This is a genomic window from Oxalobacter aliiformigenes, from assembly GCF_027116575.1.
GTDB classification, from domain to species: Bacteria; Pseudomonadota; Gammaproteobacteria; order Burkholderiales; family Burkholderiaceae_D; genus Oxalobacter; species Oxalobacter aliiformigenes.
Genome location: NZ_CP098252.1, coordinates 1 through 25,678, shown reverse-complemented (window position 1 = coordinate 25,678; position 25,678 = coordinate 1). Strand labels below are relative to the sequence as shown.

Here is a 25,678-nt window from a genome sequence, read left to right as displayed (position 1 = left end):
GTGAGAAGAGGGGAATTACATCATTCCGCCCATGCCTCCCATTCCACCCATACCTCCCATACCGCTCATGTCTGGAGCCGGTTTTTCTTCCGGAATGTCATAGATCATGCAGTCTGTCGTGAGCATCAGGGCTGAAATCGAAGCGGCATTCTGCAATGCGGAACGGGTTACCTTCGCCGGATCAACGACACCCATTTCGACCATGTCACCATAAGTGCCGTTTGCTGCGTTATAACCGAAGTTGCCGGAACCTTCGATGACTTTGTTGACAACAACGGAAGCTTCTTCCCCGGCATTGTGAACGATCATGCGCAGGGGTTCTTCCAGAGCGCGCATCACGATGTTGATGCCTGCTTCCTGATCGGAATTGTCGCCTTTGACGTTGACATTGGCACGAGCGCGCAACAAGGCAACGCCACCTCCAGGAACGATACCTTCTTCAACAGCGGCACGGGTTGCATGCAGTGCGTCTTCAACACGTGCTTTCTTTTCTTTCATTTCGACTTCGGTTGCTGCGCCAACCTTGATGACAGCAACACCGCCAGCCAGTTTTGCAATACGTTCCTGCAGTTTTTCCTTGTCATAATCGGATGTGGCTTCTTCCATCTGGACACGGACCTGTTTTACACGGGCTTCGATCGCGTCGGCTTTGCCGGCACCGTCAATGATCGTGGTGTTTTCCTTGTTGACTTCGATGCGTTTTGCCTGGCCGAGTTGTTCCAGTGTGGCGTTTTCCAGCGTCAGGCCGACTTCTTCTGCAATGACCTGACCACCTGTCAGGATGGCGATATCTTCCAGCATGGCTTTACGACGGTCACCGAAGCCCGGAGCCTTGACAGCACAGGTTTTCAGGATACCGCGGATGTTGTTGACAACCAGTGTCGCCAATGCTTCACCTTCAACATCTTCGGCAATGATCAAAAGCGGGCGGCTTGCCTTGGCAACCTGTTCCAGTACAGGCAGCAGGTCACGGATGTTGGAAATTTTCTTTTCGCACAACAGAATGTATGGATTGTCAAGAGCAACAACCTGTTTGTCGGCATTGTTGATGAAGTAAGGGGACAGGTAACCGCGGTCAAACTGCATACCTTCCACGATGTCCAGTTCATCGTTTAACGACTTGCCGTCTTCGATGGTGATGACGCCTTCCTTGCCGACTTTTTCCATGGCTTCCGCGATACGTTCTCCGATGGAATGATCGCTGTTGGCGGAAATGGAACCGACCTGGGCAATTTCCTTGCTGGTCGTGCAGGGTTTGGCGATTTTTTTCAGTTCGGCAATCGTTGCCTCAACAGCCTTGTCGATCCCGCGCTTCAGATCCATCGGGTTCATGCCGGCTGCAACGTATTTCATCCCTTCCCGGACAATGGCTTGTGCCAGAACAGTTGCCGTCGTCGTGCCGTCACCGGCATTGTCGCTGGTTTTGGATGCGACTTCTTTGACCATCTGTGCACCCATGTTCATGAGCTTGTCTTTCAGCTCGACTTCCTTGGCGACGGAAACGCCATCCTTGGTGATTGTCGGTGCGCCCCAGGTACGTTCCAGAACGACATTTCTGCCTTTCGGTCCAAGGGTGACTTTAACGGCGTCGGCCAGAATGTTGACGCCTTCAACCATTTTATTGCGGCCACTATCGCCGAAAACAACTTCTTTTGCTGACATGAAATTCTCCTAATTTAATTGGTGTATGCGTACAAAGTCTCGGACTTTGGCATGTGATCATTGCTGGACGATTGCCATGACGTCGGATTCATGCATGACAAGCAATTCTTCACCGTCAACCTTGACCGTCTGTCCGGAATATTTCCCGAAAAGAACCATGTCTCCGACTTTCACATCCAGTGGCAGAACTTTGCCGTCTTCAAGAACCTTGCCATTGCCTACAGCAATGACTTCGCCTTGATCCGGTTTTTCTGCAGCAGCATCTGGGATGACAATGCCGGATGCAGTGGTTTTTTCCTGATCGACGCGTTTGACGATAATGCGGTCTTGCAAAGGACGAAGTTTCATAACAATTCCCTATCAAAATCAATCTGTTGTATTCGAAAGACAAAAGCCCGAAAGATTCCAGGCCACCTTGTTTATTCATCTCCTCGTGGAGTACGAAAGAGTTGTTAGCACTCTTCCCTAACGAGTGCTAAGTATATGGGTGCCTATGAAAGATTTCAAGATAAAAGAAAAAAATTTTTTTTCTTTGTCCGAAAACACAAAAGTCCGCAATTGGCAGTGATTTACCGGTTTTCTGTCACCGAATGATCGGGTTCTTTTTTGAGAAAGGGATGATATGAGCGGTTTGATCTTGTCCGTTCCGGCATGAATGACAACTGCCGGTACAGTTTCTTTCGGGTAACCTGGGTTTTCGGAATGGATCGATATGTCTGGCGAGTTTGTCGGCGTGTATGAAAAAAAGCAGCCTGGTCAGGGAAAGATGCAGATGGTATTTGCAGAAATCGGGAAGGCTGTATTTATACAGAATGTAACAGGACATCACGACAAGAAAGATGACGACGAGTTCTTGCATATCATTGATCCAAAAGAAAACAGCTGATGTGATAGGTTGCCAGGGAAGCAAGATAGGCAAGACCGAAAAGGTAGATTATCGCAAAGAACATCATTTTCCATGAATTGGTTTCACGTCGGATGACTCCCAGTGTGGCGAAGCATTGGGGAGCAAAAACAAACCATGCAAGCAGAGACAGGGCGGTAGGCAGGCTCCAGTTGGATGAAATAAGTGGGGCAAGGGTGATGGAAAGATCGTCGCCGCTTGCGGAAAGAGCATATACGGTGCCCAAGGCACTGACAGCGATTTCTCTGGCCGCCATACCCGGAATCAAGGCTACGGCGATTTGCCAGTTGAAACCGATCGGCTGGACGATATATTCGATCAGGTGGCCCAGTCGTCCCGCAAAACTGTATTGAATGGCTGTACCGGTAGTTCCTTCCGGCGGGACCGGATAGGACGAAAGTACCCATAACAGTACCGACGTGGCAAATATGATCGTGCTTACCCGTATGAGAAAAATACGGGCCCGTTCCCATAATCCGATAGCGATATTGCGCATTCGTGGCAAATGGTAGGATGGCAATTCCATGAGCAGTGGCTGATAATCATTTTTGCCGAGCAAACGGTTCAGAACCCAGGCGACCATGACAGCTGCAAAAATACCGCTTATGTACAACCCGAATAATACAAGTCCCTGAAGATTGAAAAGACCGAAAGTCCGGTTGGGGATGAAAGCGCCGATGATGAGCGAATAGACGGGCAGACGCGCAGAACATGTCATAAGCGGCGCGATCAGGATCGTGATGATTCTGTCTTTGGGATTTTTGATCGTCCGGGTTGCCATGATTCCCGGGACGGCGCAGGCAAAACTGGAAAGCAGGGGGATAAATGCATGTCCGGAAAGCCCGATGCTGCTCATCATTTTATCCATCATGAAAGCCGCACGGGGCAGGTAACCCGATTCTTCAAGAATCAGTATGAAGAAAAAAAGAATGAGAATTTGCGGCAGAAATACAATGATACTGCCGATGCCGGCAATGATTCCATCAACGACAAGACTGCGAAGGATGCCGTCAGGCAGCATTGTTGCAAGGAATTCTCCGGTTGCTCCGATACCGTTTTCGATCCACTCCATGGGAACTTCCGCCCAGCTGAAAACAGCCTGGAACATGAAAAACAGTATGATAACCAGAATAGGGAAACCGAAAACCGGGTGCAATACAAGAGCATCAATTTTCTGGTTAAGTGTATAAGTATCCGCATGCTTCTTTATGACATTGTCCAGAATCCTTCTGGATTCCAGAGTGGACGATTTTTTTCGCTTCCGTATCTGTTTGATCCGGCGTTCGCGGGGAAACCGTTGCAGGCATACAGATTCAGTATTTCGAGCAATTTCCCGATACCGTTTGATTCGATGGCTATGGTTTCGACAACAGGTATTCCCAATTCCTGTTGCAGGAGTTCCAGATCGATAATCTGGCCTCTTTTTCTGGCCAGATCAGTCATATTCAGTGCCAGAATGGTTGGATGGCCCAGCGCAATGACGTCCAGTATCAGTTTTAGGTTTCTTTTGAGATTGGTGGCATCTGCTACATAAACGATGAGGTCAACAGGTATATCTGCCGTTTTATCCAGCAGTGCCGTTTGGGTGACTTCTTCATCCTTGGTCAAAGGGGTCAGGCTGTATATGCCGGGTAAATCGATAACATGGAGTTGCTGACCGGTGTCTGTCGTCATTTTTCCTTCTTTTCTCTCGACAGTAACGCCGGCATAGTTCGCGACTTTTTGGTGGGAACCCGTCAAACGGTTGAAAAGAGCCGTTTTGCCGCTGTTGGGATTGCCAACAAGAGCAATTGAGTGGAGTGGAACGTTTTTCTTGGATGGTGTGGATTTACAATCAGAGTGATTCATCGTTTTGAACAACATAAACTTTTGCTGCCTCAAGACGACGAAGGGCAAATATGGAATTTCCTATTCTGATTGCCATCGGATCTTTTCCAGGAAATGCTTCCGCGTGTACATGAATACGCTCGCCCGGCAAAAAACCAAGTTCCTGCAGACGGGTTTTCATGAGAACAACACCTGTTTCATCGTCATCAGCGAGGCCAATGACCGTTGCTGATTCGCCCTTTTTCAGTTGTGCCAGATTGCCTATTGTAGCGGATTTCTGGAATGTTGAAGGTTGTTGTGACATTTAAAGAAGACTCACCGGAAACAAATTCTGAATCGCATCACAAGAATGATAACGATTCTCAATATAAACGTTTCTTCACAAAAAGACAACTGATTATTTTCGGATTTTTAGTAATATGGGGGAAGCCGGTTCGTTTTTTCGGGGGAAATGGTATGTCGGAAGATACCGGAATGTTGAAACCGGTGGCTTTTTCAAAGATAAATGAAAATAGACAGGAATCATGCTTGATACGGTTAAGTCGATCGGATGGAAAGTCCGGCAATATAAAATACTGTTCGCGTTTTTTTTATATTTTTTAGGCTCAAGTACCATTGCTTGTGCCCGAATTCTTCCGGATGAGATTGAAAACGAGCTTCGGCGGGCGGGTGTTGCAGAAGAATCTGTTGGTATTGTGGTTCAACCTGTTGACGGGCAAAAACCGATACTTGCTTTGAATGCGGATATGGCTTTTCATCCGGCGTCAACGATGAAAGTGGTGACAACATACGCGGCGCTGGAGTTGCTTGGTCCTCATTACCGGTGGAAAACAAACGCATATGTAACCGGAAAACTCGAGGAAGGTGTATTGCATGGCGATTTGATTATCAAGGGAAGCGGTGATCCGTCTTTTTCCCAGAAAGATCTTTGGCTCTTTGTGCGTGAAATCCAGGATTCCGGCATTCACGAAATTCGTGGAAATATTGTTCTTGACAGAAGTGTTTTTGGAAAGACGGGATATGATCCTGCCGCTTTTGATGATGCGCCGTTGAAACCTTACAATGCCGGTCCTGATGGGCTGCTTTTGAATGATAGGAAAGTCGAGATTCGGTTCATTCCCGATATTGTCAGGGATAAGGTGAACGTCGCGATGGAACCGCGTATGAATGGTATTGCCATTATTCCTCCGGTTGCGGCCAGTTCTGCCTGTGTGAATTGGCAAAATGGTATGGACATTCATTTTGATGACAGGATTGCCTATTTTGAGGGCCAGTATCCTTTGGCGTGCGGTGAAAAAATACTGTCGGTTCATCCCTATCAGATGAGCGATATCCGATATTTCGGAAGTATCTTCGAAAAACTGTGGCGTGAATCCGGGGGAGGTTTCAACGGTCATGTTATTGAGGGAACGGTTCCGCCTGAAGCTCAAATCGTTGCACGATGGAATTCCCCAGCATTGGGTATGATCGTGAATGCCGTGAACAAGATCAGCAATAACGTCAGGGCACGTCAGTTATTGCTGGCGTTGGGTGTTGAATTTCGTGGGGAAGGAGTGACAACTGAAGAAGGAGTGGACGTTGTCATGAAATGGCTGGCAGAAAAAGGCATCGGGACGGATAAAATGGTGATTGAAAATGGTTCCGGACTTTCTCGTGATGAAAAGATAACTCCCTCGACAATGGCGTGGATACTCAGGGCGGCTTACGAGTCGCCGGTAATGCCCGAGCTGGTTTCGTCATTACCTATTGTCGGGCGGGACGGGACGATGTCGAAACGGCTTGTGAATAGTGAAATTGCCGGGAAGGCCCATGTTAAAACAGGCGCTATAAACGATGTCAGGGCGATTGCCGGTTATGTTCTTGCAAAAAGTGGTCGACGATATCTTGTCGTATGTATGGTCAATCATCCGGATGCCGGGTATGCACGCCCGTTGTTGGATAGCTTGCTGAACTGGACTTATGAAAAGGGCTAGTCGTGGAAATTCCCTCACCCTTCAAAAAAACCAGGCTTTTCCGAAATAGTAAATACCCATGATGAAAAAGAAAATCGCCAGCGCTCTTAAAAAGAGCGCCACGAAACCGTGTTTTCTGGTTTTTTGCTCTTGGGTCATATCTTTCTTTGTCATTTGTTGAATAATCGAATCATTATTATCGCTTTTCACGGCTTTTAAAACCAGGCAATCTTCCGGTTTGCAGGGTTTCATGAAATATAATGTTACAACTCTTACAGTTGTGATCTTGGATATATTTGTTTCTTGGGGTTAAATGACTTCAGGAAATGTTGATTGCTGTAAAGAGAGGGCGAAAATGAAAAGCGTAAAATTCATGAAATTGATTTGCGCGTTCTGTGCGGTTGGTGGTGTGTTTTTTTCAGTACCGGCCGAGGCAGGAGGAACACACTGGTCAATCAATATAGGAGTGCCTGTTATTGCCGCACCTCCGCCAGTGGCTGTTTATTCCAATCCGGTTGTTCCTGTTGCGACTGTTGTGTCTCCTGCACCCGTTATGATACATCCGCATGTTGTTCCACGGCCTGTTGCCGTCCATCATCCGGTTCCTCACTGGAAAGGTCCGCGCTATCACGGAAACCGTTATCGTCACCGCGGCCATCGGTGAATCAATGAATTGTCGTATTTTTGTCGGATGATGAAGACATGAACCTGTTTCGGCAGTTACAGGTTACCTTTTGGTTAATTTCTGGCGTATAATGTCGCGCTGATTCAGATTGTTTTTTATTCATCTGAAATTTTCCCGTTGACTTGTCTGGAAGCTTCCGGCATAATTCGGGGTTTCTGCGGAGAGGTGGCCGAGTGGTTAATGGCAGCAGACTGTAAATCTGCCCTCTAACGAGTACGCTGGTTCGAATCCAGCCCTCTCCACCAAAAGTTTGATGCAAATGAAGGTCAAGCGAGTGCGGGTGTAGCTCAATGGTAGAGCCGAAGCCTTCCAAGCTTAAGACGAGGGTTCGATTCCCTTCGCCCGCTCCATCTTTTGTTTGCTTATGGAATGTTGCCCTTGTAGCTCAGTGGTAGAGCACTCCCTTGGTAAGGGAGAGGCCACGTGTTCAATCCACGTCAAGGGCACCACGGGTTGTGTTTTCAAGAAGTGGGTGTTTTGGCGCATATAGGCGTGGTCTTGGTATTCTCTTCATTGGTTAGGAGTTGAAAATGGCAAAGAGCAAGTATGAGCGGACGAAGCCGCACGTAAACGTAGGAACAATTGGTCACGTGGACCATGGCAAGACCACCCTGACGGCGGCGATAGCGACCGTGTTGTCGAAGAAATTTGGGGGAGAAGCCAAAGACTACGACCAGATCGACGCGGCACCGGAAGAAAAAGCCCGTGGCATCACCATCAACACAGCCCACGTGGAATACGAAACCGCCAACCGGCACTACGCCCACGTTGACTGCCCGGGCCATGCCGACTACATCAAAAACATGATCACCGGCGCTGCCCAGATGGACGGAGCCATCCTGGTCGTATCCGCAGCAGACGGTCCGATGCCGCAGACCCGCGAACACATCCTGCTCGCCCGTCAGGTTGGCGTGCCCTACATCATCGTCTTCCTGAACAAATGCGACATGGTGGACGACGCCGAACTGCTCGAACTCGTTGAAATGGAAGTGCGTGAACTGCTGTCCCGGTATGAATTCCCGGGAGACGACATTCCCATCATCAAGGGATCGGCCAAAATGGCATTGGAGGGAGACACGGGAGAACTGGGTGAAGTCGCCATCCTGGCATTGGCAGATGCGCTGGACAGCTACATTCCGACACCGGAACGTGCCATTGACGGAACCTTCCTGATGCCGGTAGAAGACGTCTTCTCCATCTCCGGACGCGGAACCGTCGTAACCGGACGTGTAGAAAGAGGCATCATCAAGGTAGGCGAAGAAATCGAAATCGTCGGCATCAGAGAAACCGCCAAAACCACCTGCACCGGCGTTGAAATGTTCAGAAAACTGCTCGACCAGGGGCAGGCAGGCGACAACATCGGCGTGCTGTTGCGCGGAACCAAGAGAGAAGAAGTCGAACGCGGACAAGTGCTGGCCAAACCGGGCACCATCAAACCGCACACCCAGTTCTCTGGAGAAGTCTACGTACTCTCCAAAGAAGAAGGTGGACGCCACACCCCGTTCTTCAACAACTACCGTCCACAGTTCTACTTCCGGACAACGGACGTAACCGGAGCCATCGAACTGCCGAAAGACAAGGAAATGGTCATGCCGGGAGACAACGTCAGCATCAACGTCAAGCTGATCAGCCCGATTGCCATGGAAGAAGGCTTGAGATTCGCCATTCGTGAAGGCGGAAGAACCGTCGGCGCTGGTGTCGTCTCCAAAATTATCGAATAATCTTCAGGTTGGCCCTTCTTGGGGCCAACCTGATTGATGTCAGGCTGTAGATGTAGGGGAATAGCTCAATTGGCAGAGCGTCGGTCTCCAAAACCGAAGGTCGGGGGTTCGAGGCCCTCTTCCCCTGCCACATAATGTTTATTACTGAAAGCAGAGTTTTATGTCTAACCAACCTGTGCAAGCCGAGGGTGGCTTGGGCGATAAGGTGAAAATTGCCTGTGCTGTTGCCTCTATTTTGGCAGGTATTTTTGGTTTTTATTTCCTTGCAGGCCAGTCTTCATTGACCCGGATTGGGGTGTTGGTCGTGGGGCTTGTTGTGGCTGCCTGTTTTGCCTGGTTTTCCTCTTCGGGGCGTAATTTTATTGTATTTGCCAGGGAATCTGTTCGGGAGGCCAAAAAAGTCGTTTGGCCTGCGCGTAACGATGCAATCCGGATTACGGGCATAGTTTTTGGCTTTGTTCTTTTGATGGCAGTGTTCCTTTGGGGTGCGGACAGGGTCTTGGAATTTGTTCTTTATAACATCATACTTGGCTGGAAAAGATAATGGGTGAAAATAGCCAAGATCAGGCTAGAAAAGAAAAAAATACCGGTTCGTCTGAAAAGATGCGCTGGTACGTTGTTCATGTCTATTCGGGAATGGAAAAAAGCGTACGTCGATCTTTGTTTGAGAGAATCGAACGGATGGGCATGAGCGAAAAGTTTGGTCAGATACTCGTTCCAACGGAAGAAGTTGTTGAGGTCAAAAGCGGTCAGAAATCTGTAACGGAACGCCGTTTTTTTCCGGGATATGTCCTGATTGAAATGGAAATGACGGATGATACATGGCATCTGGTTAAAGATACAGGTAAGGTAACGGGGTTTGTCGGTGGAAAATCCAACAAGCCGACGCCTATTCCCGCTCGTGAAATGGATAAACTTCTGCAGCAGATGCAGGACGGAATCGATAAGCCTCGTCCGAAAATATCTTATGAAGTGGGTGAATTGGTTCGTATCAAGGAAGGGCCTTTCGCTGATTTCAACGGAAATGTTGAAGAGGTTAATTACGAAAAATCCCGTTTGAGGGTTTCGGTTACCATTTTCGGGCGTTCAACTCCTGTGGAGCTTGAATTCGGTCAGGTCGAAAAAGTTTGATTTTGCGTGTGTCGGAGCGCAGTTGACAGTCCGGCAGAGGAGCCTGTGTGTTGTTTTTGTGCAGGCGTTATGACTCACTAACTTGGAAAATTAGAAATGGCAAAGAAAATCGCCGGTTTTATCAAGCTGCAGGTTCCTGCTGGTAAAGCCAATCCGTCCCCTCCGATCGGTCCCGCCCTTGGTCAGCGTGGGCTGAATATTATGGAATTCTGTAAGGCATTCAATGCGCAGACTCAGGGTTTTGAGCCGGGTATGCCGATTCCTGTTGTTATCACTGCCTATGCGGACAAGTCGTTTACATTTGCAATGAAAACGCCTCCTGCCACTTTCCTGATCAAGAAAGCTGCAGGTATTGAAAAAGGATCGCAGAGACCAAATACGGAAAAAGTCGGCTCGATTACAAGAGCGCAGGCCGAAGAAATCGCCACCATGAAAAAACCTGATCTGACCGCTGCTGATATGGAAGCCGCTGTCAAGACAATTGCGGGTTCCGCCAAGTCGATGGGTATTACTGTGGAGGGCATGTAAATGGCTAAAGCTTCTAAGAGAGTTCGTGCTTTTCAGGAAAAAGTGGATCGCAGCAAGGTTTATCCTATTGATGCCGCATTGGCGTTGCTGAAGGAATATGCGACAGCAAAATTCAATGAATCGATTGATGTCGCTGTCCAGTTAGGCGTTGATCCCAAAAAATCCGATCAGGTTGTTCGTGGTTCCGTAGTACTGCCTGCCGGTACAGGGAAGACGGTTCGTGTTGCTGTGTTCGCGTCTGGTGAAAAGGCTGAGCAGGCCAAGGCTGCTGGTGCTGATATTGTCGGTATGGAAGATTTGGCAGCTCAGATCAAAGGGGGGGATATTCCTTTTGATGTGGTTATTGCTTCTCCGGATACCATGCGTATTGTCGGGACGCTTGGCCAGATTCTGGGGCCACGCGGTTTGATGCCAAATCCAAAGGTTGGCACTGTAACTCCTGATGTCGCGACGGCTGTCAAAAATGCCAAAGCCGGTCAGGTCCAGTACAGGACGGATCGCGCTGGTATCATTCATGCTACAATCGGACGCAAATCCTTTTCGGACGAAGATCTGAAATCGAATCTGGCCGCATTGATTGATGCACTGAACAAGGCCAAGCCTGTCAGCAGCAAGGGCACTTATATCCGCAAGGTTTCTATTTCCTCCACTATGGGAGCGGGTGTTCGTGTCGATCAGGCATCGATTGCCGCTTGAGAGTATAATTATAGGCCCCGAATTTCGGGGTAACGACTTTGGGCCATATCGGCGTTGGCCGGTATGGACAATCAAAGACCGCTGGGCAGTTGATGTCGTTTGTCAATTGTTAAAACAGTTACCCAGCGTAGATGGTGAACCCAACTAGTTTTGTAGTTTCTCGGCTGATTGCCGATAGTGGACTCCTAACTTTGGACACCGTGTTCGAACCGATATCCGAACGTCTGTTTGATGTGCGGGTATCATTTTTGGAGGTTGACCGTGGGTCTCAATCTGAATGACAAAAAGGCTGTTGTGGCAGAAGTCAGTGCTCAGATCGCTGAAGCACAGACAATTGTTCTGGCCGAATATCGTGGTATCCAGGTTGGTGACATGACGCAACTGCGTGCTGCTGCGCGTGAAAACGGCGTATATATGCGCGTATTGAAAAATACGCTTGCACGCCGTGCCGTTGAGGGAACTGCGTTTGCTGATCTTGCTTCTGAAATGACCGGTCCTTTGGTTTATTCCATTTCAAAGGATGCCGTTGCTGCTGCGAAGGTTGTACAGGACTTCGCAAAACGTAACGATTCGCTGGTTATCAGGGGCGGAAGTTATGCGGGCAAAATGCTCGATAAAGCTGGTGTCGCTGCATTGGCAAGCATTCCGAGCCGTGAAGTTTTGCTTTCTCAACTTATGGGCGTTATGTTGGCTCCAGTCTCGGGTTTTGCCCGTGGGCTGGCTGCGCTGGCAACCAAGAAAGAAGCCGAAGCTGCCGCCTGATAGAGGCGGATCTGCTGTTCTTTTTGTGGTTTATTTGCAGTTGCTGGTACCAATTATCGTATTTAACAAAAGAATTAGGAGTTTTACATGGCAATGAGTAAAGAAGACATCCTGGAAGCCGTTGGCGCGATGTCTGTGATGGAATTGAATGACCTGGTTAAGGCGTTTGAAGAAAAATTTGGTGTTTCTGCTGCAGCTATGGCTGTCGCAGGTCCTGCAGGTGGCGCTGCTGCAGGTGGTGCTGCTGCAGAAGAACAGACTGAATTCACTGTTGTTCTGTCCGAATTTGGTTCTAACAAGGTTGCTGTTATCAAGGCCGTTCGTGAAATTACAGGCTTGGGTCTGAAGGAAGCCAAGGATATGGTTGATTCTGCTCCGAAGCCTGTCAAGGAAGGCGTCAGCAAGGCTGATGCTGAAGAAGCCAAGAAAAAACTGGAAGACGCTGGCGCAAAAGTCGAAATCAAATAATTTCGGTTTTGTTAAGTGTTGTAATTGTATTGGAGTCATTGCTGAATCGTTCCCGAAAGAGCGATTCGGCTTTGACTCAATTGCGTTTCCTGAAGTATCTTTTTGCTTAACATATTGAAGTCGAGACTTGAGTTTTATGTTTTTTGATTAGAGCGTAAAACTGAATTTTCCATCCTTCAGCCACTCATGGAGTGTCCATGCACTACTCATTTACTGAGAAGAAGCGTATTCGCAAATCTTTTGCAAAACGCGATAATGTTCACCAAGTTCCTTTTTTGCTGGCTACACAGCTTGAATCATACGAGAAATTTTTGCAAGCTGATGTACCGCCTTTGAAACGTAAAAATGAAGGCTTGCAGTCCGCATTTACATCGATATTTCCGATTGTGTCGCATAATGGCTTCGCAAGACTAGAGTTTATTTCCTATACCCTGGGTGATCCTCCATTTGATGTCAAGGAATGTCAGCAGCGCGGATTGACGCTGGCGTCGCCTTTGCGCGCCAAGGTTCGTCTGGTTATTCTTGACAAGGAATCTCCAACGAAACCTGTGGTCAAGGAAATGAAGGAACAGGAAGTCTATATGGGCGAACTGCCGCTGATGACGACTACAGGTTCCTTTATAATCAACGGAACGGAACGTGTAATTGTGTCGCAATTGCACCGTTCTCCGGGCGTATTTTTCGAACATGACAAGGGCAAGACGCATTCGTCCGGAAAATTGCTGTTTTCGGCGCGTATCATCCCTTATCGTGGCTCATGGCTTGATTTCGAATTTGATCCGAAGGACATCCTGTTCTTCCGTATTGATCGTCGCCGCAAAATGCCGGTTACGATACTGTTGAAGGCGATCGGGATGTCTTCGGAAGACATTCTGGAAAATTTCTTTGTCTTCGATGATTTTCTGCTCCGTCCGCAAGGTGCGGAAATGGAATTCGTTTCATCGCGTATGCGTGGCGAGATTGCACGTTTCGATATTCTTGACGGGGACGGAAAGGTACTGGTTGAAAAAGATAAGCGGATTAATGCCAGAAATATCCGGGATATTGAAGCTGCCGGTATCAAACGTATATCAGTTCCGGAAGATTTCCTGTATGGCAGGGCATTGGCCAAGAATGTTATTGATCAGGATACAGGAGAAGTTATTGCACGCGCCAATGACGAAATTACGGAAGAAGTCATGACACGCTTGCGCGATGCGGGCATTGAAGAAATCCAGACACTTTATACAAACGATCTGGATCAGGGCGCTTATATTTCACAGACGCTTCGTATTGATGAAACAGTTGATCAGATGGCGGCAAGAATTGCCATCTATCGTATGATGCGCCCAGGTGAACCGCCGACTGAAGAATCGGTTGAAGCTTTGTTCAATGGTCTTTTCTACAATGAAGAGCGGTACGATTTGTCTGCTGTCGGCCGGATGAAATTCAATAGCAGGGTCGGTCGTGACGAATTGACTGGACCGATGACTTTGTCCAATGACGATATTCTTTCGGTCATCAAGATTCTGGTCGAATTGCGCAATGGACGCGGCGAGATCGACGATATCGACCATCTGGGCAACCGTCGTGTACGGTGTGTCGGTGAATTGGCTGAAAATCAGTTTCGTGCCGGGCTGGTCCGGGTTGAACGTGCTGTCAAGGAACGCCTTGGTCAGGCTGAAGCGGATAATCTGATGCCACATGATCTGATCAATTCCAAACCTATTTCGGCGGCTATCCGTGAATTTTTCGGATCGTCGCAGCTTTCACAGTTTATGGATCAGACGAATCCGTTGTCGGAAATCACGCACAAGCGTCGTGTATCGGCTCTGGGGCCGGGTGGTCTGACCCGTGAACGCGCCGGTTTTGAGGTGCGTGACGTGCATCCGACGCATTATGGGCGTGTGTGTCCGATCGAAACGCCGGAAGGTCCGAATATCGGTCTGATCAACTCGCTGGCATTGTATGCACGTTTGAACGAATACGGTTTTCTGGAAACGCCATACCGAAAAGTGGTGGACAGCCATGTGACTGATCAGATCGAGTATTTGTCCGCCATTGAGGAAGGACGCTATATCATCGCACAGGCCAACAGCAAGATCGAAAACGGCATGCTCGTGGATGAGCTGGTTTCCGCTCGTGAAGCCGGTGAAACCATTCTGGTGTCGCCGGAACGCGTCCAGTACATGGACGTTGCACCGGGGCAGATCGTTTCTGTCGCTGCCTCGCTGATTCCTTTCCTTGAACATGATGACGCCAACCGCGCACTGATGGGCGCCAACATGCAGCGTCAGGCAGTTCCCTGTCTGAGACCGCAAAAAGCACTGGTCGGAACAGGTATTGAACGGACTGTCGCTGTTGACTCCGGTACGACAGTTCAGGCATTAAGAGGAGGTGTCGTCGATTACATTGATGCCGGTCGTGTCGTGGTCCGTGTCAATGACGACGAGGCAAAAGCTGGCGAAGTCGGTGTCGATATTTACAATCTGATCAAATATACACGTTCGAATCAGAATACGAACATCAACCAGAGACCGATTGTCAAGGTCGGGGACCGGATTGCGAAAGGCGATGTGATTGCCGATGGCGCATCGACCGATCTTGGAGAGCTGGCTCTGGGACAAAATCTTCTTGTCGCGTTTACACCGTGGAATGGTCTTAACTATGAGGATTCCATCCTGATATCCGAAAAGGTTGTCGAGGATGATCGCTATACTTCGATTCATATCGAGGAGTTGTCTGTCGTTGCGCGGGATACCAAACTGGGACCGGAGGAAATTACCCGCGATATTTCCAATCTGGCTGAAAACCAGTTGGCGCGTCTGGATGAATCCGGCATCGTTTATATCGGCGCCGAAGTCGAGGCTGGAGATGTTCTGGTCGGCAAGGTCACACCGCGTGGCGAAACACAGCTTACCCCGGAAGAAAAACTGTTGCGCGCGATTTTCGGTGAGAAAGCTTCCGATGTGAAAGATACATCATTGCGTGTTCCTTCCGGTATGGTTGGTACAGTCATCGATGTCCAGGTGTTTACACGTGAGGGCCTTGTTCGTGACAAACGGGCACAGCAGATCATTGATGATGAGCTGAAACGTTATCGTATTGATCTGAATGATCAGATGCGTATTGTGGAAGGCGACGCTTTCCAGCGTCTGAGCAAATTGCTGATTGGCAAGAAAGTCAATGGCGGTCCGAAGAAGCTGGTTCGCGGTGCGGAAATCACTCAGGAATACCTGTCCGATCTGGAAAGATATCACTGGTTTGATATTCGTCCGGCAGACGAGGATACCGCGATGGCTCTTGAGGCGATCAAGGATTCAATTGAGGAAAAGCGGCATCAGTTTGATTTGGCGTTTGAGGAAAAACGCAAGAAACTGACACAGGGAGATGAATTGCAGCCCGGTGTCCAGAAGATGGTGAAAGTCTATCTGGCGGTCAAGCGTCGTTTGCAGCCGGGTGACAAGATGGCAGGACGTCATGGCAATAAAGGGGTCGTTTCGAAGATTGTCCCGATTGAAGATATGCCATACATGGCAGATGGTACGCCAGCCGATATCGTTTTGAATCCACTGGGCGTTCCGTCCCGTATGAATATCGGACAGATTCTTGAAACCCATTTGGGTTGGGCGTCGAAAGGATTGGGGCTGCGCATCGGTGAAATGTTGCAGGCCAAACAGAAGGTGGAAGACATCCGGGCTTTCCTCAAACAGATTTATCTGAATAGCGGAAAACCGGAAGATCTGGACAGCCTGACGGAAGCGGAAGTGCTCACGTTGGCAGAAAACCTGAAAGATGGTGTGCCGTTTGCGACTCCGGTTTTCGATGGCGCAGAAGAAGATGAAATCCGTCGTATGCTTGATCTGGCCTATCCGGATGAAATTGCCAAGAAGCTGGGGATGACTGAAATGAAGAACCAGGTAACTCTCTATGATGGTCGTACGGGCGAACCGTTCGAGCGTCCGGTGACAGTCGGATACAAGCACATGCTGAAATTGCATCATCTGGTAGATGACAAGATGCATGCCCGTTCGACTGGCCCGTATTCTCTGGTAACCCAGCAGCCGCTTGGTGGCAAGGCTCAATTCGGTGGCCAACGGTTTGGGGAAATGGAAGTCTGGGCGCTGGAAGCTTATGGCGCCTCTTATGTATTGCAGGAAATGCTGACGGTAAAATCTGACGATGTCGCTGGCCGGACGAAAGTATATGAAAATCTGGTCAAAGGGGATCATGTCATTGATGCCGGTATGCCTGAATCCTTCAATGTGCTCGTGAAGGAAATCCGTTCTTTGGGTATCGATATCGATCTCGAACGTAACTAGACAAAGGCGTGAAATCCGGACGAGGCGCGTGGCCACCTTGTCCGGTACAGAATTTTTGGCCGTAGTTCTCACCCAATTGGAGTGAAATATGAAAGCACTGCTCGATCTATTCAAGCAAGTTCAGCAAGATGAACAATTCGATGCCATCAAGATTGGTCTGGCATCTCCTGAAAAAATCAGATCATGGTCTTACGGTGAAGTCAAAAAACCGGAAACGATCAACTATCGTACCTTCAAGCCGGAACGCGACGGCCTGTTCTGTGCCAAAATTTTCGGGCCGATCAAGGATTATGAATGCTTGTGCGGCAAGTACAAAAGACTGAAACATCGTGGCGTAATTTGCGAAAAATGCGGTGTGGAAGTGACTCTCGCCAAGGTCCGTCGTGAACGGATGGGGCATATTGAGCTCGCCTCGCCCGCAGCACACATCTGGTTCCTGAAATCCTTGCCATCCCGTTTGGGTATGGTGCTGGATATGACGTTGCGCGATATTGAGCGGGTACTCTATTTTGAGGCCTATGTCGTTACCGATCCTGGTATGACGCCGTTGAAGAAATGCCAGATCATGTCAGAGGATGATTATGCCGCGAAATATGAAGAATACGGCGACGAGTTTTCTGCATCGATGGGGGCCGAAGGTATCCGCGAGTTGTTGCGTTCGATTGATATCGATCGCGAAGCCGAAATGCTGCGTAATGAACTGAAGGATTCCAAGTCTGAAGCAAAAATCAAGAAATATGCCAAGAGACTGAAAGTTCTGGAAGCTTTCCAGCGTTCCGGTATCAAGCCGGAATGGATGATCATGGAAGTCCTTCCTGTATTGCCGCCTGAATTGCGTCCTCTTGTTCCACTGGATGGAGGCCGGTTTGCGACTTCTGATCTGAATGATCTGTATCGCCGTGTTATCAACAGAAACAACCGTCTCAAACGGTTGCTGGAATTGCGTGCTCCTGAAATCATTACCCGTAATGAAAAACGTATGCTTCAGGAAGCCGTGGATTCCTTGCTGGATAACGGCCGTCGCGGCAAGGCGATGACGGGGGCCAACAAGCGTCCTTTGAAGTCGCTGGCCGAAATGATCAAGGGCAAAGGCGGTCGTTTCCGCCAGAATCTGCTGGGCAAACGTGTCGATTATTCCGGTCGGTCGGTTATTACGGTTGGTCCGCAGTTGAAATTGCACCAGTGCGGTTTGCCGAAGCTGATGGCATTGGAGCTGTTTAAACCTTTCATTTTCAACAAGCTGGAACTGATGGGGTTGGCTACAACGATCAAGGCGGCCAAACGCCTGGTTGAATTGCAGGAACCGGTCGTGTGGGATATTCTGGAAGAGGTTATCCGTGAACACCCTGTTATGCTGAATCGGGCGCCTACGTTGCACAGACTGGGTATCCAGGCTTTTGAGCCAGTATTGATTGAAGGCAAGGCCATTCAGCTGCATCCGCTTGTCTGTGCCGCTTTCAATGCCGACTTTGACGGTGACCAGATGGCGGTTCATGTTCCGCTGTCGGTTGAGGCACAGCTGGAAGCACGTACTTTGATGCTGGCATCCAACAATATTCTTTTCCCATCCAATGGTGAACCATCGATCGTTCCTTCGCAGGATATGGTGCTTGGCCTTTATTATGCGACACGCGAGAAGATCAATGGCAAGGGCGAAGGCATGCTGTTTGCCGATATTTCGGAAGTGCAACGCGCCTATGACAACAAGGAAGTCGAACTGGCTACCCGTATTACGGTTCGTTTGCCGGATTACGTCAAGGATCCGATCAGTGGCGAAACGGTCAAGAAAACCGTACGTTATGAAACAACGGTCGGACGTGCCTTGTTGTCGGAAATTCTTCCGGAAGGCCTGCCTTTCTCGGTATTGAATACCCCTTTGAAGAAAAAGGAAATTTCCCGTCTGATCAATACGTCGTTCAGAAAGTGCGGATTGCGCGCGACGGTTGTATTTGCTGATCACCTGATGCAGGCGGGTTTCCGTCTGGCGACCAAGGCGGGTATTTCCATCTGTATCAACGACATGTTGGTACCGAAACAGAAAGTGGAACTGATTTCTGCTGCGGAACAGGAAGTCAAGCAGATCGAACAGCAATACGCATCCGGTCTGGTGACTTCTGGTGAGCGCTATAACAAGGTGGTCGATATCTGGGGCAAGACCGGCGACAGTGTCGGCAAGGCCATGATGGACCAGTTGAAGGTGGAAGAAGTCATCAAGCGCGATGGATCGGCCGGAACGCAGGAATCGTTCAATTCCATTTATATGATGGCAGATTCAGGGGCTCGTGGTTCGGCTGCGCAGATCCGCCAGTTGGCAGGCATGCGTGGACTGATGGCAAAACCGGACGGCTCGATCATTGAAACACCGATTACAGCCAACTTCCGGGAAGGGCTGAATGTTCTCCAATACTTTATTTCCACGCATGGTGCCCGTAAGGGATTGGCTGATACAGCGCTGAAAACGGCGAATTCCGGTTACCTGACCCGTCGTCTGGTTGATGTGACACAGGATCTGGTCGTTATTGAAGACGATTGCGGTACGCATGAAGGCGTTGTCATGAAAGCCCTGATAGAGGGCGGTGAAGTCGTTGAAGCATTGGGCGATCGTATTCTGGGCCGTGTTTGTGCCAATGACATTATCAATCCTGAATCGCGTGAAGTATTGTACGAGGCAGGAACGCTGCTGGACGAAGACAAAATCGAGGAAATCGAACGGCTTGGTATTGATGAAGTCAAGGTTCGCACACCGCTGACATGCGAAACACGTTATGGCATGTGTGCAAAGTGCTATGGCCGCGATTTGGGCCGTGGTTCTCTGGTTAATGCCGGTGAAGCTGTTGGCGTTATCGCTGCCCAGTCCATTGGTGAGCCTGGAACCCAGTTGACCATGCGTACTTTCCATATTGGTGGTGCGGCATCCCGTTCCGCTGTCGCATCAAGTGTCGAGGCACGGTCTAACGGTACCATTCACTTTACTTCGGCCATGCGGTATGTCACTAATGACAAAGGTGACCAAATTGTCATTTCACGCTCAGGCGAAATTACGATTGCAGATGATGTCGGTCGTGAACGTGAACGTCATAAAGTGCCTTATGGTGCAACGTTGCTGGTTAATGACGGGCTGCCCGTCAAGGCAGGCAAGGTATTGGCAACATGGGATCCGATGACCCGTCCGATCATTACGGAATATGCCGGTACGATCCGTTTTGAAAATGTTGAAGAAGGAGTAACCGTCGCAAGACAGGTTGATGAAGTGACCGGTTTGTCGACTCTTGTGGTGATTGATCCGAAACGTCGGGGAACTTCCACAAAATCGGCTCGTCCGCAGGTCAAACTGTTGAATGACAATGGGGAAGAGGTCAAGATCGCGGGCACGGAACACGCTGTGACGATCAGCTTCCAGGTCGGTGCTCTTCTGATGGTCCAGGACGGTCAGAAAGTATCGGTTGGTGAGGTGCTTGCCCGTATCCCGACGGAATCGCAGAAGACACGTGATATTACAGGGGGGCTTCCGCGGGTCGCCGAATTGTTTGAAGCACGTTCGCCGAAAGATGCGGGTATGCTGGCGGAAGTGACCGGTACGGTGGCTTTCGGCAAGGAAACCAAGGGCAAACAGCGTCTTGAAATTACCGATATGGACGGTAATCGGCACGAATTCTTGATCGGCAAGGACAAACAGGTTCTGGTTCATGACGGCCAGGTTGTCAACAAAGGCGAAATGATTGTTGACGGACCGGCTGATCCGCAAGATATTCTGCGATTGCTGGGAATCGAGGCTTTGGCTCGTTACATTGTTGACGAAGTGCAGGACGTTTATCGTCTGCAGGGTGTGAAGATCAATGACAAACATATTGAAGTTATCGTTCGTCAGATGCTGCGCCGTGTCAATGTCGTTGATGCCGGTGACACCTGTTATATTCCAGGTGAACAGGTGGAACGTTCTGAATTGCTGGATGAAAATGACCGTGTCATTGCAGAAGGCAAGAAACCGGCAACATACGAAAATGTGTTGTTGGGTATCACCAAGGCATCGTTGTCAACAGATTCGTTCATTTCTGCCGCTTCCTTCCAGGAAACGACGCGTGTTCTGACCGAGGCAGCCATTATGGGCAAAAAAGACAGCCTCAGAGGTTTGAAGGAGAATGTAATTGTCGGTCGTTTGATACCTGCGGGTACCGGACTGGCAATGCATCGTGCACGCAAACAGAAGGCAGTCTGGGAACAGGAAGAGCGTGCAGCTTTGCAACGCGCAGAACAAATGCAGCACCAGCAGGATGTTTCCAGTGTTGTCAGTGAAAATCCTGAACAGGAATAAATATCAAGCTGTGATAAGGCATCCCGAAAAAATCCGGGATGCCATTTTTCTGATTGCGTCAGGGAAAATAAATTTGTTGTTTTTGATAAGGTCACTAATTGTATGTCCTTGAAGTAATTGACTTTGCCAAGAAGACAGTTTAGAATCCACCGTCTTTAGTGCCCGTTGAATAATGATGGCAGAGTCATTGTCGTTTGGGCGCTTGTCCTGTGGTGATAGTTTTTCCATAGAGTCCCCGGTTATTCGTGATGGCCGGGATTGTCTGTAATTTATTTAGTTGGATTAAATCGATGCCAACCATCAATCAATTGATTCGCCAGCCACGTGTGACCGTGAAGGCAAAAAGCAAGTCACCTGCGTTGGATAATTGTCCGCAAAAGCGTGGCGTTTGTACTCGTGTTTATACAACAACACCGAAAAAACCTAATTCCGCTTTGAGGAAAGTGGCCAAAGTGAGATTGACGAACGGTTTTGAAGTCATTTCATATATTGGCGGTGAAGGCCATAATCTGCAGGAGCATAGCGTTGTTCTTCTGCGCGGTGGTCGTGTGAAGGATTTGCCAGGTGTTCGTTATCACATGATTCGCGGTTCCCTTGATACGCAGGGTGTCAAGGATCGTAAGCAGGCTCGTTCCAAATACGGTGCAAAACGCGCGAAAGCTGCAAGCAAGTAATTTAGGTCGGTCGTATGATCGAGTAAGTGGCGTGTCATGAGGGCCGCCGTGAGTGTTTTTCACTCAACTGAAGAAAGAAAGGAAAATAAATGCCTCGTCGTCGTGAAGTGCCCAAGCGCGAGATTTTGCCGGATCCAAAATTCGGTAATGTAGATGTAGCAAAGTTTGTCAATGTGTTGATGCTTTCCGGAAAGAAGTCCGTGGCTGAAAATATTATCTACGGCGCTTTCGAAATTATTGAAAGCAAGTCCGGAAAAGATCCTCTGGAAATTTTCATGCAGGCGGTTAACAACTGTAAGCCGCTGGTGGAAGTAAAGTCTCGCCGTGTCGGGGGTGCCAACTATCAGGTGCCAGTCGAGGTTCGTCCGGTTCGTCGTATGGCGTTGTCCATGCGCTGGTTGCGTGAAGCAGCTACGAAGCGCAGTGAAAAATCCATGCCGCAACGTCTGGCAGGTGAGCTGATGGAAGCGGCTGAGGGCCGTGGTGGTGCCATGAGAAAACGTGATGAAGTTCATCGGATGGCAGAAGCTAACAAGGCTTTCTCGCATTTCCGTTTCTAGTGCAGGAATGAGTGGGCGGCGGTCAGATGATGTTTTTTAGGCGGTCGCTCGTGGAAAATATCTGTCAAGCCGGGCGCATTTGCAAAAGAAATGCTGCTCGGTTTTGTTTATTAAAAAGTTTTAGGATTGATTATGGCTCGCAAGACACCAATCGAACGTTACCGTAACATTGGTATTTCTGCTCATATTGATGCAGGTAAAACGACGACGACGGAACGTATTCTTTTTTATACCGGCGTTAATCACAAGCTGGGTGAAGTTCATGACGGCGCAGCTACCATGGACTGGATGGAACAGGAACAGGAACGCGGCATTACGATTACTTCCGCTGCAACGACCTGTTTCTGGAATGGAATGGCCAACAATTTCCAGAATCATCGCATTAATATTATTGATACTCCGGGTCACGTTGACTTCACCATTGAGGTGGAACGTTCGATGCGCGTTCTGGACGGCGCCTGTATGGTTTATTGTGCTGTGGGTGGTGTTCAGCCCCAGTCGGAAACAGTTTGGCGTCAGGCTAACAAGTATAAGGTGCCTCGTCTGGCGTTTGTCAACAAGATGGACCGTACTGGCGCGAACTTTTTTAAAGTTTATGATCAGATGCGTTCACGTCTCAAGGCCAATCCGGTTCCTTTGCAAATTCCGATTGGCGCAGAGGACAATTTCGAGGGTGTCGTTGATCTGATCAAAATGAAAGGTATCTATTGGGATGAAGCTTCCCAGGGTACCAAATTTGAATACAGGGATGTTCCGGCCAATCTGTTGGATCAGGCGAAAGAATGGCGCGAAAAACTGGTTGAGGTGGCGGCTGAAACCAGTGAAGAACTGATGGATAAATATCTGAATGATGGCGATTTGCCTGAAGAAGATATTAAAAAGGCGCTTCGCCAGAGAACGATTGCGGGAGAAATCGTTCCCATGATGTGCGGATCAGCTTTCAAGAACAAAGGTGTCCAGGCCATGTTGGATGCGGTGATCGAATATTTGCCTTCTCCTGTCGATATTCCTGCCGTTGAAGGTACGGATGAAAACGATAATGTGGTTTCTCGTAAGGCATCCGATGATGAAAAATTCGCTGCACTGGCCTTCAAGATCATGACCGATCCGTTTGTCGGGCAGCTGATTTTCTTCCGGGTTTATTCGGGTGTGGTCAAGTCAGGCGATACAGTTCTGAATCCAATCAAGAACAAAAAGGAAAGAATCGGTCGCCTGCTGCAAATGCATGCCAATCAGCGCGAAGAAATCAAGGAAGTCATGGCGGGCGATATTGCGGCGGCTGTTGGTCTGAAAGAAGCCACTACCGGCGAAACATTGTGTGATCCAAGTGCTCCGATCACGCTTGAAAAGATGGAGTTTCCTGAACCGGTTATTTCTGAAGCTGTTGAACCAAAGACCAAGCAGGATCAGGAAAAAATGGCTTTGGCGCTGAATCGTCTGGCTCAGGAAGATCCTTCTTTCCGCGTCTATACCGATGAAGAATCGGGTCAGACAATTATTGCCGGTATGGGTGAGTTGCATCTGGATATTATTGTCGATCGTATGCGTCGTGAATTCGGTGTCGAAGCAACAATCGGCAAACCTCAGGTAGCTTATCGTGAAACTGTCCGCAAGACATGTGACGAAAGTGAAGGCAAATTCGTCAAACAGTCCGGTGGTCGTGGTCAATATGGTCATGTCGTTCTGAAAATCGAACCACAGGAACCTGGAAAAGGATTTGAATTCGTTGATGCCATCAAGGGCGGTGTCGTTCCCCGTGAATTTATTCCTGCCGTTGAAAAGGGTATCCGTGATTCCCTGAATTCGGGGGTTATGGCAGGTTATCCGGTGGTGGACGTCAAGGTGACATTGTTCTTCGGTTCTTATCACGATGTCGACTCGAACGAAAATGCATTCCGTATGGCGGGTTCCATGGCTTTCAAGGAAGGTTGCCGCAGAGCTGATCCGGTCATTCTGGAACCGATGATGGCGGTTGAAGTGGAAACCCCTGAAGATTATGCCGGTACGGTCATGGGCGATCTTTCTTCCAGACGTGGTATGGTTCAGGGAATGGAAGATATGGCTGGCGGTGGCGGCAAGGTCATCAAGGCTGAAGTACCGTTGTCTGAAATGTTTGGTTATGCGACAGCGTTGCGTTCTGCAACACAAGGTCGTGCAACTTATACAATGGAATTCAAGCATTACGCTGAAGCGCCGAAGAATATTATTGAAGCAATTGTCAGCTCGCGAGCAAAATGATTTAATTGCACCTGTTGAGCTAAATATTTATAAATCGTTCTTTTTGAAGGAAATTTGAAAAATGGCAAAGAGCAAGTATGAGCGGACGAAGCCGCACGTAAACGTAGGAACAATTGGTCACGTGGACCATGGCAAGACCACCCTGACGGCGGCGATAGCGACCGTGTTGTCGAAGAAATTTGGGGGAGAAGCCAAAGACTACGACCAGATCGACGCGGCACCGGAAGAAAAAGCCCGTGGCATCACCATCAACACAGCCCACGTGGAATACGAAACCGCCAACCGGCACTACGCCCACGTTGACTGCCCGGGCCATGCCGACTACATCAAAAACATGATCACCGGCGCTGCCCAGATGGACGGAGCCATCCTGGTCGTATCCGCAGCAGACGGTCCGATGCCGCAGACCCGCGAACACATCCTGCTCGCCCGTCAGGTTGGCGTGCCCTACATCATCGTCTTCCTGAACAAATGCGACATGGTGGACGACGCCGAACTGCTCGAACTCGTTGAAATGGAAGTGCGTGAACTGCTGTCCCGGTATGAATTCCCGGGAGACGACATTCCCATCATCAAGGGATCGGCCAAAATGGCATTGGAGGGAGACACGGGAGAACTGGGTGAAGTCGCCATCCTGGCATTGGCAGATGCGCTGGACAGCTACATTCCGACACCGGAACGTGCCATTGACGGAACCTTCCTGATGCCGGTAGAAGACGTCTTCTCCATCTCCGGACGCGGAACCGTCGTAACCGGACGTGTAGAAAGAGGCATCATCAAGGTAGGCGAAGAAATCGAAATCGTCGGCATCAGAGAAACCGCCAAAACCACCTGCACCGGCGTTGAAATGTTCAGAAAACTGCTCGACCAGGGGCAGGCAGGCGACAACATCGGCGTGCTGTTGCGCGGAACCAAGAGAGAAGAAGTCGAACGCGGACAAGTGCTGGCCAAACCGGGCACCATCAAACCGCACACCCAGTTCTCTGGAGAAGTCTACGTACTCTCCAAAGAAGAAGGTGGACGCCACACCCCGTTCTTCAACAACTACCGTCCACAGTTCTACTTCCGGACAACGGACGTAACCGGAGCCATCGAACTGCCGAAAGACAAGGAAATGGTCATGCCGGGAGACAACGTCAGCATCAACGTCAAGCTGATCAGCCCGATTGCCATGGAAGAAGGCTTGAGATTCGCCATTCGTGAAGGCGGAAGAACCGTCGGCGCTGGTGTCGTCTCCAAAATTATCGAATAATCTTC

18 protein-coding genes, 4 tRNA genes and 1 pseudogene are annotated in these 25,678 nt (G+C 49.2%); 19 read left to right on the top strand and 4 right to left on the bottom strand.

All coding sequences use genetic code 11. From position 1 onward, the window contains the following. Nucleotides 1-15: 15 nt before the first annotated feature. From groL to NB647_RS00100, 4 genes and pseudogenes are all read right to left on the bottom strand, one after another. Complete coding sequence (gene groL / locus NB647_RS00120; protein WP_269264542.1) at nt 16-1,662, bottom strand: chaperonin GroEL; 1,647 nt, start codon at nt 1,660-1,662, stop codon at nt 16-18. Between the two features lie 57 nt (nt 1,663-1,719). Then, nucleotides 1,720-2,010: a co-chaperone GroES gene (groES, locus tag NB647_RS00115; protein WP_269264541.1), complete on the bottom strand. Its 291-nt coding sequence runs from the start codon at nt 2,008-2,010 to the stop codon at nt 1,720-1,722. A gap of 512 nt (nt 2,011-2,522) precedes the next feature. Then, nucleotides 2,523-4,414: pseudogene (gene feoB / locus NB647_RS00110) on the bottom strand (ferrous iron transport protein B). Beyond that, the gene (locus tag NB647_RS00100) at nt 4,401-4,697 is read right to left on the bottom strand and encodes a FeoA family protein (protein ID WP_269283466.1); all 297 of its coding nucleotides are present in this window, start codon (nt 4,695-4,697) and stop codon (nt 4,401-4,403) included. The pseudogene feoB and the gene NB647_RS00100 overlap by 14 nt, the downstream one beginning before the upstream one ends. 220 nt (nt 4,698-4,917) lie before the next feature. Here NB647_RS00100 and dacB point away from each other — a divergent pair, with 220 nt between their 5' ends. The 19 genes from dacB to tuf (NB647_RS00005) all read left to right on the top strand — a co-directional run bounded on the left by dacB (nt 4,918) and on the right by tuf (NB647_RS00005) (nt 25,673). Beyond that, nucleotides 4,918-6,366: a D-alanyl-D-alanine carboxypeptidase/D-alanyl-D-alanine endopeptidase gene (gene dacB / locus NB647_RS00095; RefSeq protein WP_269283465.1), complete on the top strand. Its 1,449-nt coding sequence runs from the start codon at nt 4,918-4,920 to the stop codon at nt 6,364-6,366. Between the two features lie 334 nt (nt 6,367-6,700). Beyond that, nucleotides 6,701-7,009: a hypothetical protein gene (locus NB647_RS00090; RefSeq protein WP_269283463.1), complete on the top strand. Its 309-nt coding sequence runs from the start codon at nt 6,701-6,703 to the stop codon at nt 7,007-7,009. A 180-nt stretch (nt 7,010-7,189) separates the two neighbouring features. Continuing rightward, nucleotides 7,190-7,275, top strand: a tRNA-Tyr gene (locus tag NB647_RS00085). Nucleotides 7,276-7,306: 31 nt separating this feature from the next. Beyond that, nucleotides 7,307-7,380, top strand: a tRNA-Gly gene (locus NB647_RS00080). Nucleotides 7,381-7,404: 24 nt separating this feature from the next. Beyond that, a tRNA-Thr gene (locus NB647_RS00075) sits at nt 7,405-7,479 on the top strand. 81 nt (nt 7,480-7,560) lie between these two features. Beyond that, nucleotides 7,561-8,751, top strand: a complete 1,191-nt coding sequence (gene tuf / locus NB647_RS00070; protein ID WP_269264527.1) for an elongation factor Tu — start codon at nt 7,561-7,563, stop codon at nt 8,749-8,751. A gap of 54 nt (nt 8,752-8,805) precedes the next feature. Beyond that, a tRNA-Trp gene (locus NB647_RS00065) sits at nt 8,806-8,881 on the top strand. A 30-nt stretch (nt 8,882-8,911) separates the two neighbouring features. Further along, nucleotides 8,912-9,295, top strand: a complete 384-nt coding sequence (gene secE / locus NB647_RS00060; RefSeq protein ID WP_269283462.1) for a preprotein translocase subunit SecE — start codon at nt 8,912-8,914, stop codon at nt 9,293-9,295. Continuing rightward, nucleotides 9,295-9,882, top strand: a complete 588-nt coding sequence (gene nusG, locus NB647_RS00055; RefSeq protein ID WP_416143569.1) for a transcription termination/antitermination protein NusG — start codon at nt 9,295-9,297, stop codon at nt 9,880-9,882. The genes secE and nusG overlap by 1 nt, the downstream gene beginning before the upstream one ends. Nucleotides 9,883-9,978: 96 nt before the next feature. Next, nucleotides 9,979-10,410 carry a 50S ribosomal protein L11 gene (gene rplK, locus NB647_RS00050; RefSeq protein WP_269264534.1) on the top strand — a complete coding sequence of 144 codons (432 nt, stop codon included), beginning with the start codon at nt 9,979-9,981 and terminating at the stop codon, nt 10,408-10,410. Further along, nucleotides 10,411-11,106, top strand: coding sequence for a 50S ribosomal protein L1 (gene rplA, locus NB647_RS00045; RefSeq protein WP_269283460.1), 696 nt, complete (start codon nt 10,411-10,413; stop codon nt 11,104-11,106). Nucleotides 11,107-11,361: 255 nt separating this feature from the next. Continuing rightward, nucleotides 11,362-11,868: a 50S ribosomal protein L10 gene (gene rplJ / locus NB647_RS00040; protein WP_269278976.1), complete on the top strand. Its 507-nt coding sequence runs from the start codon at nt 11,362-11,364 to the stop codon at nt 11,866-11,868. Nucleotides 11,869-11,955: 87 nt separating this feature from the next. Further along, nucleotides 11,956-12,336 carry a 50S ribosomal protein L7/L12 gene (rplL, locus tag NB647_RS00035; protein WP_269264532.1) on the top strand — a complete coding sequence of 127 codons (381 nt, stop codon included), beginning with the start codon at nt 11,956-11,958 and terminating at the stop codon, nt 12,334-12,336. Between the two features lie 197 nt (nt 12,337-12,533). After that, entirely contained in the window at nt 12,534-16,637 is a 4,104-nt protein-coding gene (gene rpoB / locus NB647_RS00030; protein ID WP_269283459.1) for a DNA-directed RNA polymerase subunit beta, read from the top strand. Between the two features lie 88 nt (nt 16,638-16,725). Further along, nucleotides 16,726-20,949: a DNA-directed RNA polymerase subunit beta' gene (gene rpoC, locus NB647_RS00025; RefSeq protein WP_269283458.1), complete on the top strand. Its 4,224-nt coding sequence runs from the start codon at nt 16,726-16,728 to the stop codon at nt 20,947-20,949. A 290-nt stretch (nt 20,950-21,239) separates the two neighbouring features. Continuing rightward, nucleotides 21,240-21,623: a 30S ribosomal protein S12 gene (gene rpsL / locus NB647_RS00020; protein WP_269265880.1), complete on the top strand. Its 384-nt coding sequence runs from the start codon at nt 21,240-21,242 to the stop codon at nt 21,621-21,623. A gap of 89 nt (nt 21,624-21,712) precedes the next feature. After that, nucleotides 21,713-22,183 carry a 30S ribosomal protein S7 gene (gene rpsG, locus NB647_RS00015; RefSeq protein WP_269278844.1) on the top strand — a complete coding sequence of 157 codons (471 nt, stop codon included), beginning with the start codon at nt 21,713-21,715 and terminating at the stop codon, nt 22,181-22,183. 132 nt (nt 22,184-22,315) lie between these two features. Continuing rightward, nucleotides 22,316-24,421: an elongation factor G gene (gene fusA, locus NB647_RS00010; protein WP_269264528.1), complete on the top strand. Its 2,106-nt coding sequence runs from the start codon at nt 22,316-22,318 to the stop codon at nt 24,419-24,421. A 61-nt stretch (nt 24,422-24,482) separates the two neighbouring features. Beyond that, the gene (gene tuf / locus NB647_RS00005; RefSeq protein WP_269264527.1) at nt 24,483-25,673 is read left to right on the top strand and encodes an elongation factor Tu; all 1,191 of its coding nucleotides are present in this window, start codon (nt 24,483-24,485) and stop codon (nt 25,671-25,673) included. Nucleotides 25,674-25,678: the final 5 nt, after the last annotated feature.

Bases quoted from the DNA above. Each gene is read 5' to 3' on its own strand.
- groL (WP_269264542.1), bottom strand. From the start codon at position 1,662: ATGTCAGCAAAAGAAGTTGTTTTCGGCGATAGTGGCCGCAATAAAATG.
- groES (WP_269264541.1), bottom strand. From the start codon at position 2,010: ATGAAACTTCGTCCTTTGCAAGACCGCATTATCGTCAAACGCGTCGAT.
- NB647_RS00100 (WP_269283466.1), bottom strand. From the start codon at position 4,697: ATGTCACAACAACCTTCAACATTCCAGAAATCCGCTACAATAGGCAAT.
- dacB (WP_269283465.1), top strand. From the start codon at position 4,918: ATGCTTGATACGGTTAAGTCGATCGGATGGAAAGTCCGGCAATATAAA.
- NB647_RS00090 (WP_269283463.1), top strand. From the start codon at position 6,701: ATGAAAAGCGTAAAATTCATGAAATTGATTTGCGCGTTCTGTGCGGTT.
- tuf (WP_269264527.1), top strand. From the start codon at position 7,561: ATGGCAAAGAGCAAGTATGAGCGGACGAAGCCGCACGTAAACGTAGGA.
- secE (WP_269283462.1), top strand. From the start codon at position 8,912: ATGTCTAACCAACCTGTGCAAGCCGAGGGTGGCTTGGGCGATAAGGTG.
- nusG (WP_416143569.1), top strand. From the start codon at position 9,295: ATGGGTGAAAATAGCCAAGATCAGGCTAGAAAAGAAAAAAATACCGGT.
- rplK (WP_269264534.1), top strand. From the start codon at position 9,979: ATGGCAAAGAAAATCGCCGGTTTTATCAAGCTGCAGGTTCCTGCTGGT.
- rplA (WP_269283460.1), top strand. From the start codon at position 10,411: ATGGCTAAAGCTTCTAAGAGAGTTCGTGCTTTTCAGGAAAAAGTGGAT.
- rplL (WP_269264532.1), top strand. From the start codon at position 11,956: ATGGCAATGAGTAAAGAAGACATCCTGGAAGCCGTTGGCGCGATGTCT.
- rpoB (WP_269283459.1), top strand. From the start codon at position 12,534: ATGCACTACTCATTTACTGAGAAGAAGCGTATTCGCAAATCTTTTGCA.
- rpoC (WP_269283458.1), top strand. From the start codon at position 16,726: ATGAAAGCACTGCTCGATCTATTCAAGCAAGTTCAGCAAGATGAACAA.
- rpsL (WP_269265880.1), top strand. From the start codon at position 21,240: ATGCCAACCATCAATCAATTGATTCGCCAGCCACGTGTGACCGTGAAG.
- rpsG (WP_269278844.1), top strand. From the start codon at position 21,713: ATGCCTCGTCGTCGTGAAGTGCCCAAGCGCGAGATTTTGCCGGATCCA.
- fusA (WP_269264528.1), top strand. From the start codon at position 22,316: ATGGCTCGCAAGACACCAATCGAACGTTACCGTAACATTGGTATTTCT.
- tuf (WP_269264527.1), top strand. From the start codon at position 24,483: ATGGCAAAGAGCAAGTATGAGCGGACGAAGCCGCACGTAAACGTAGGA.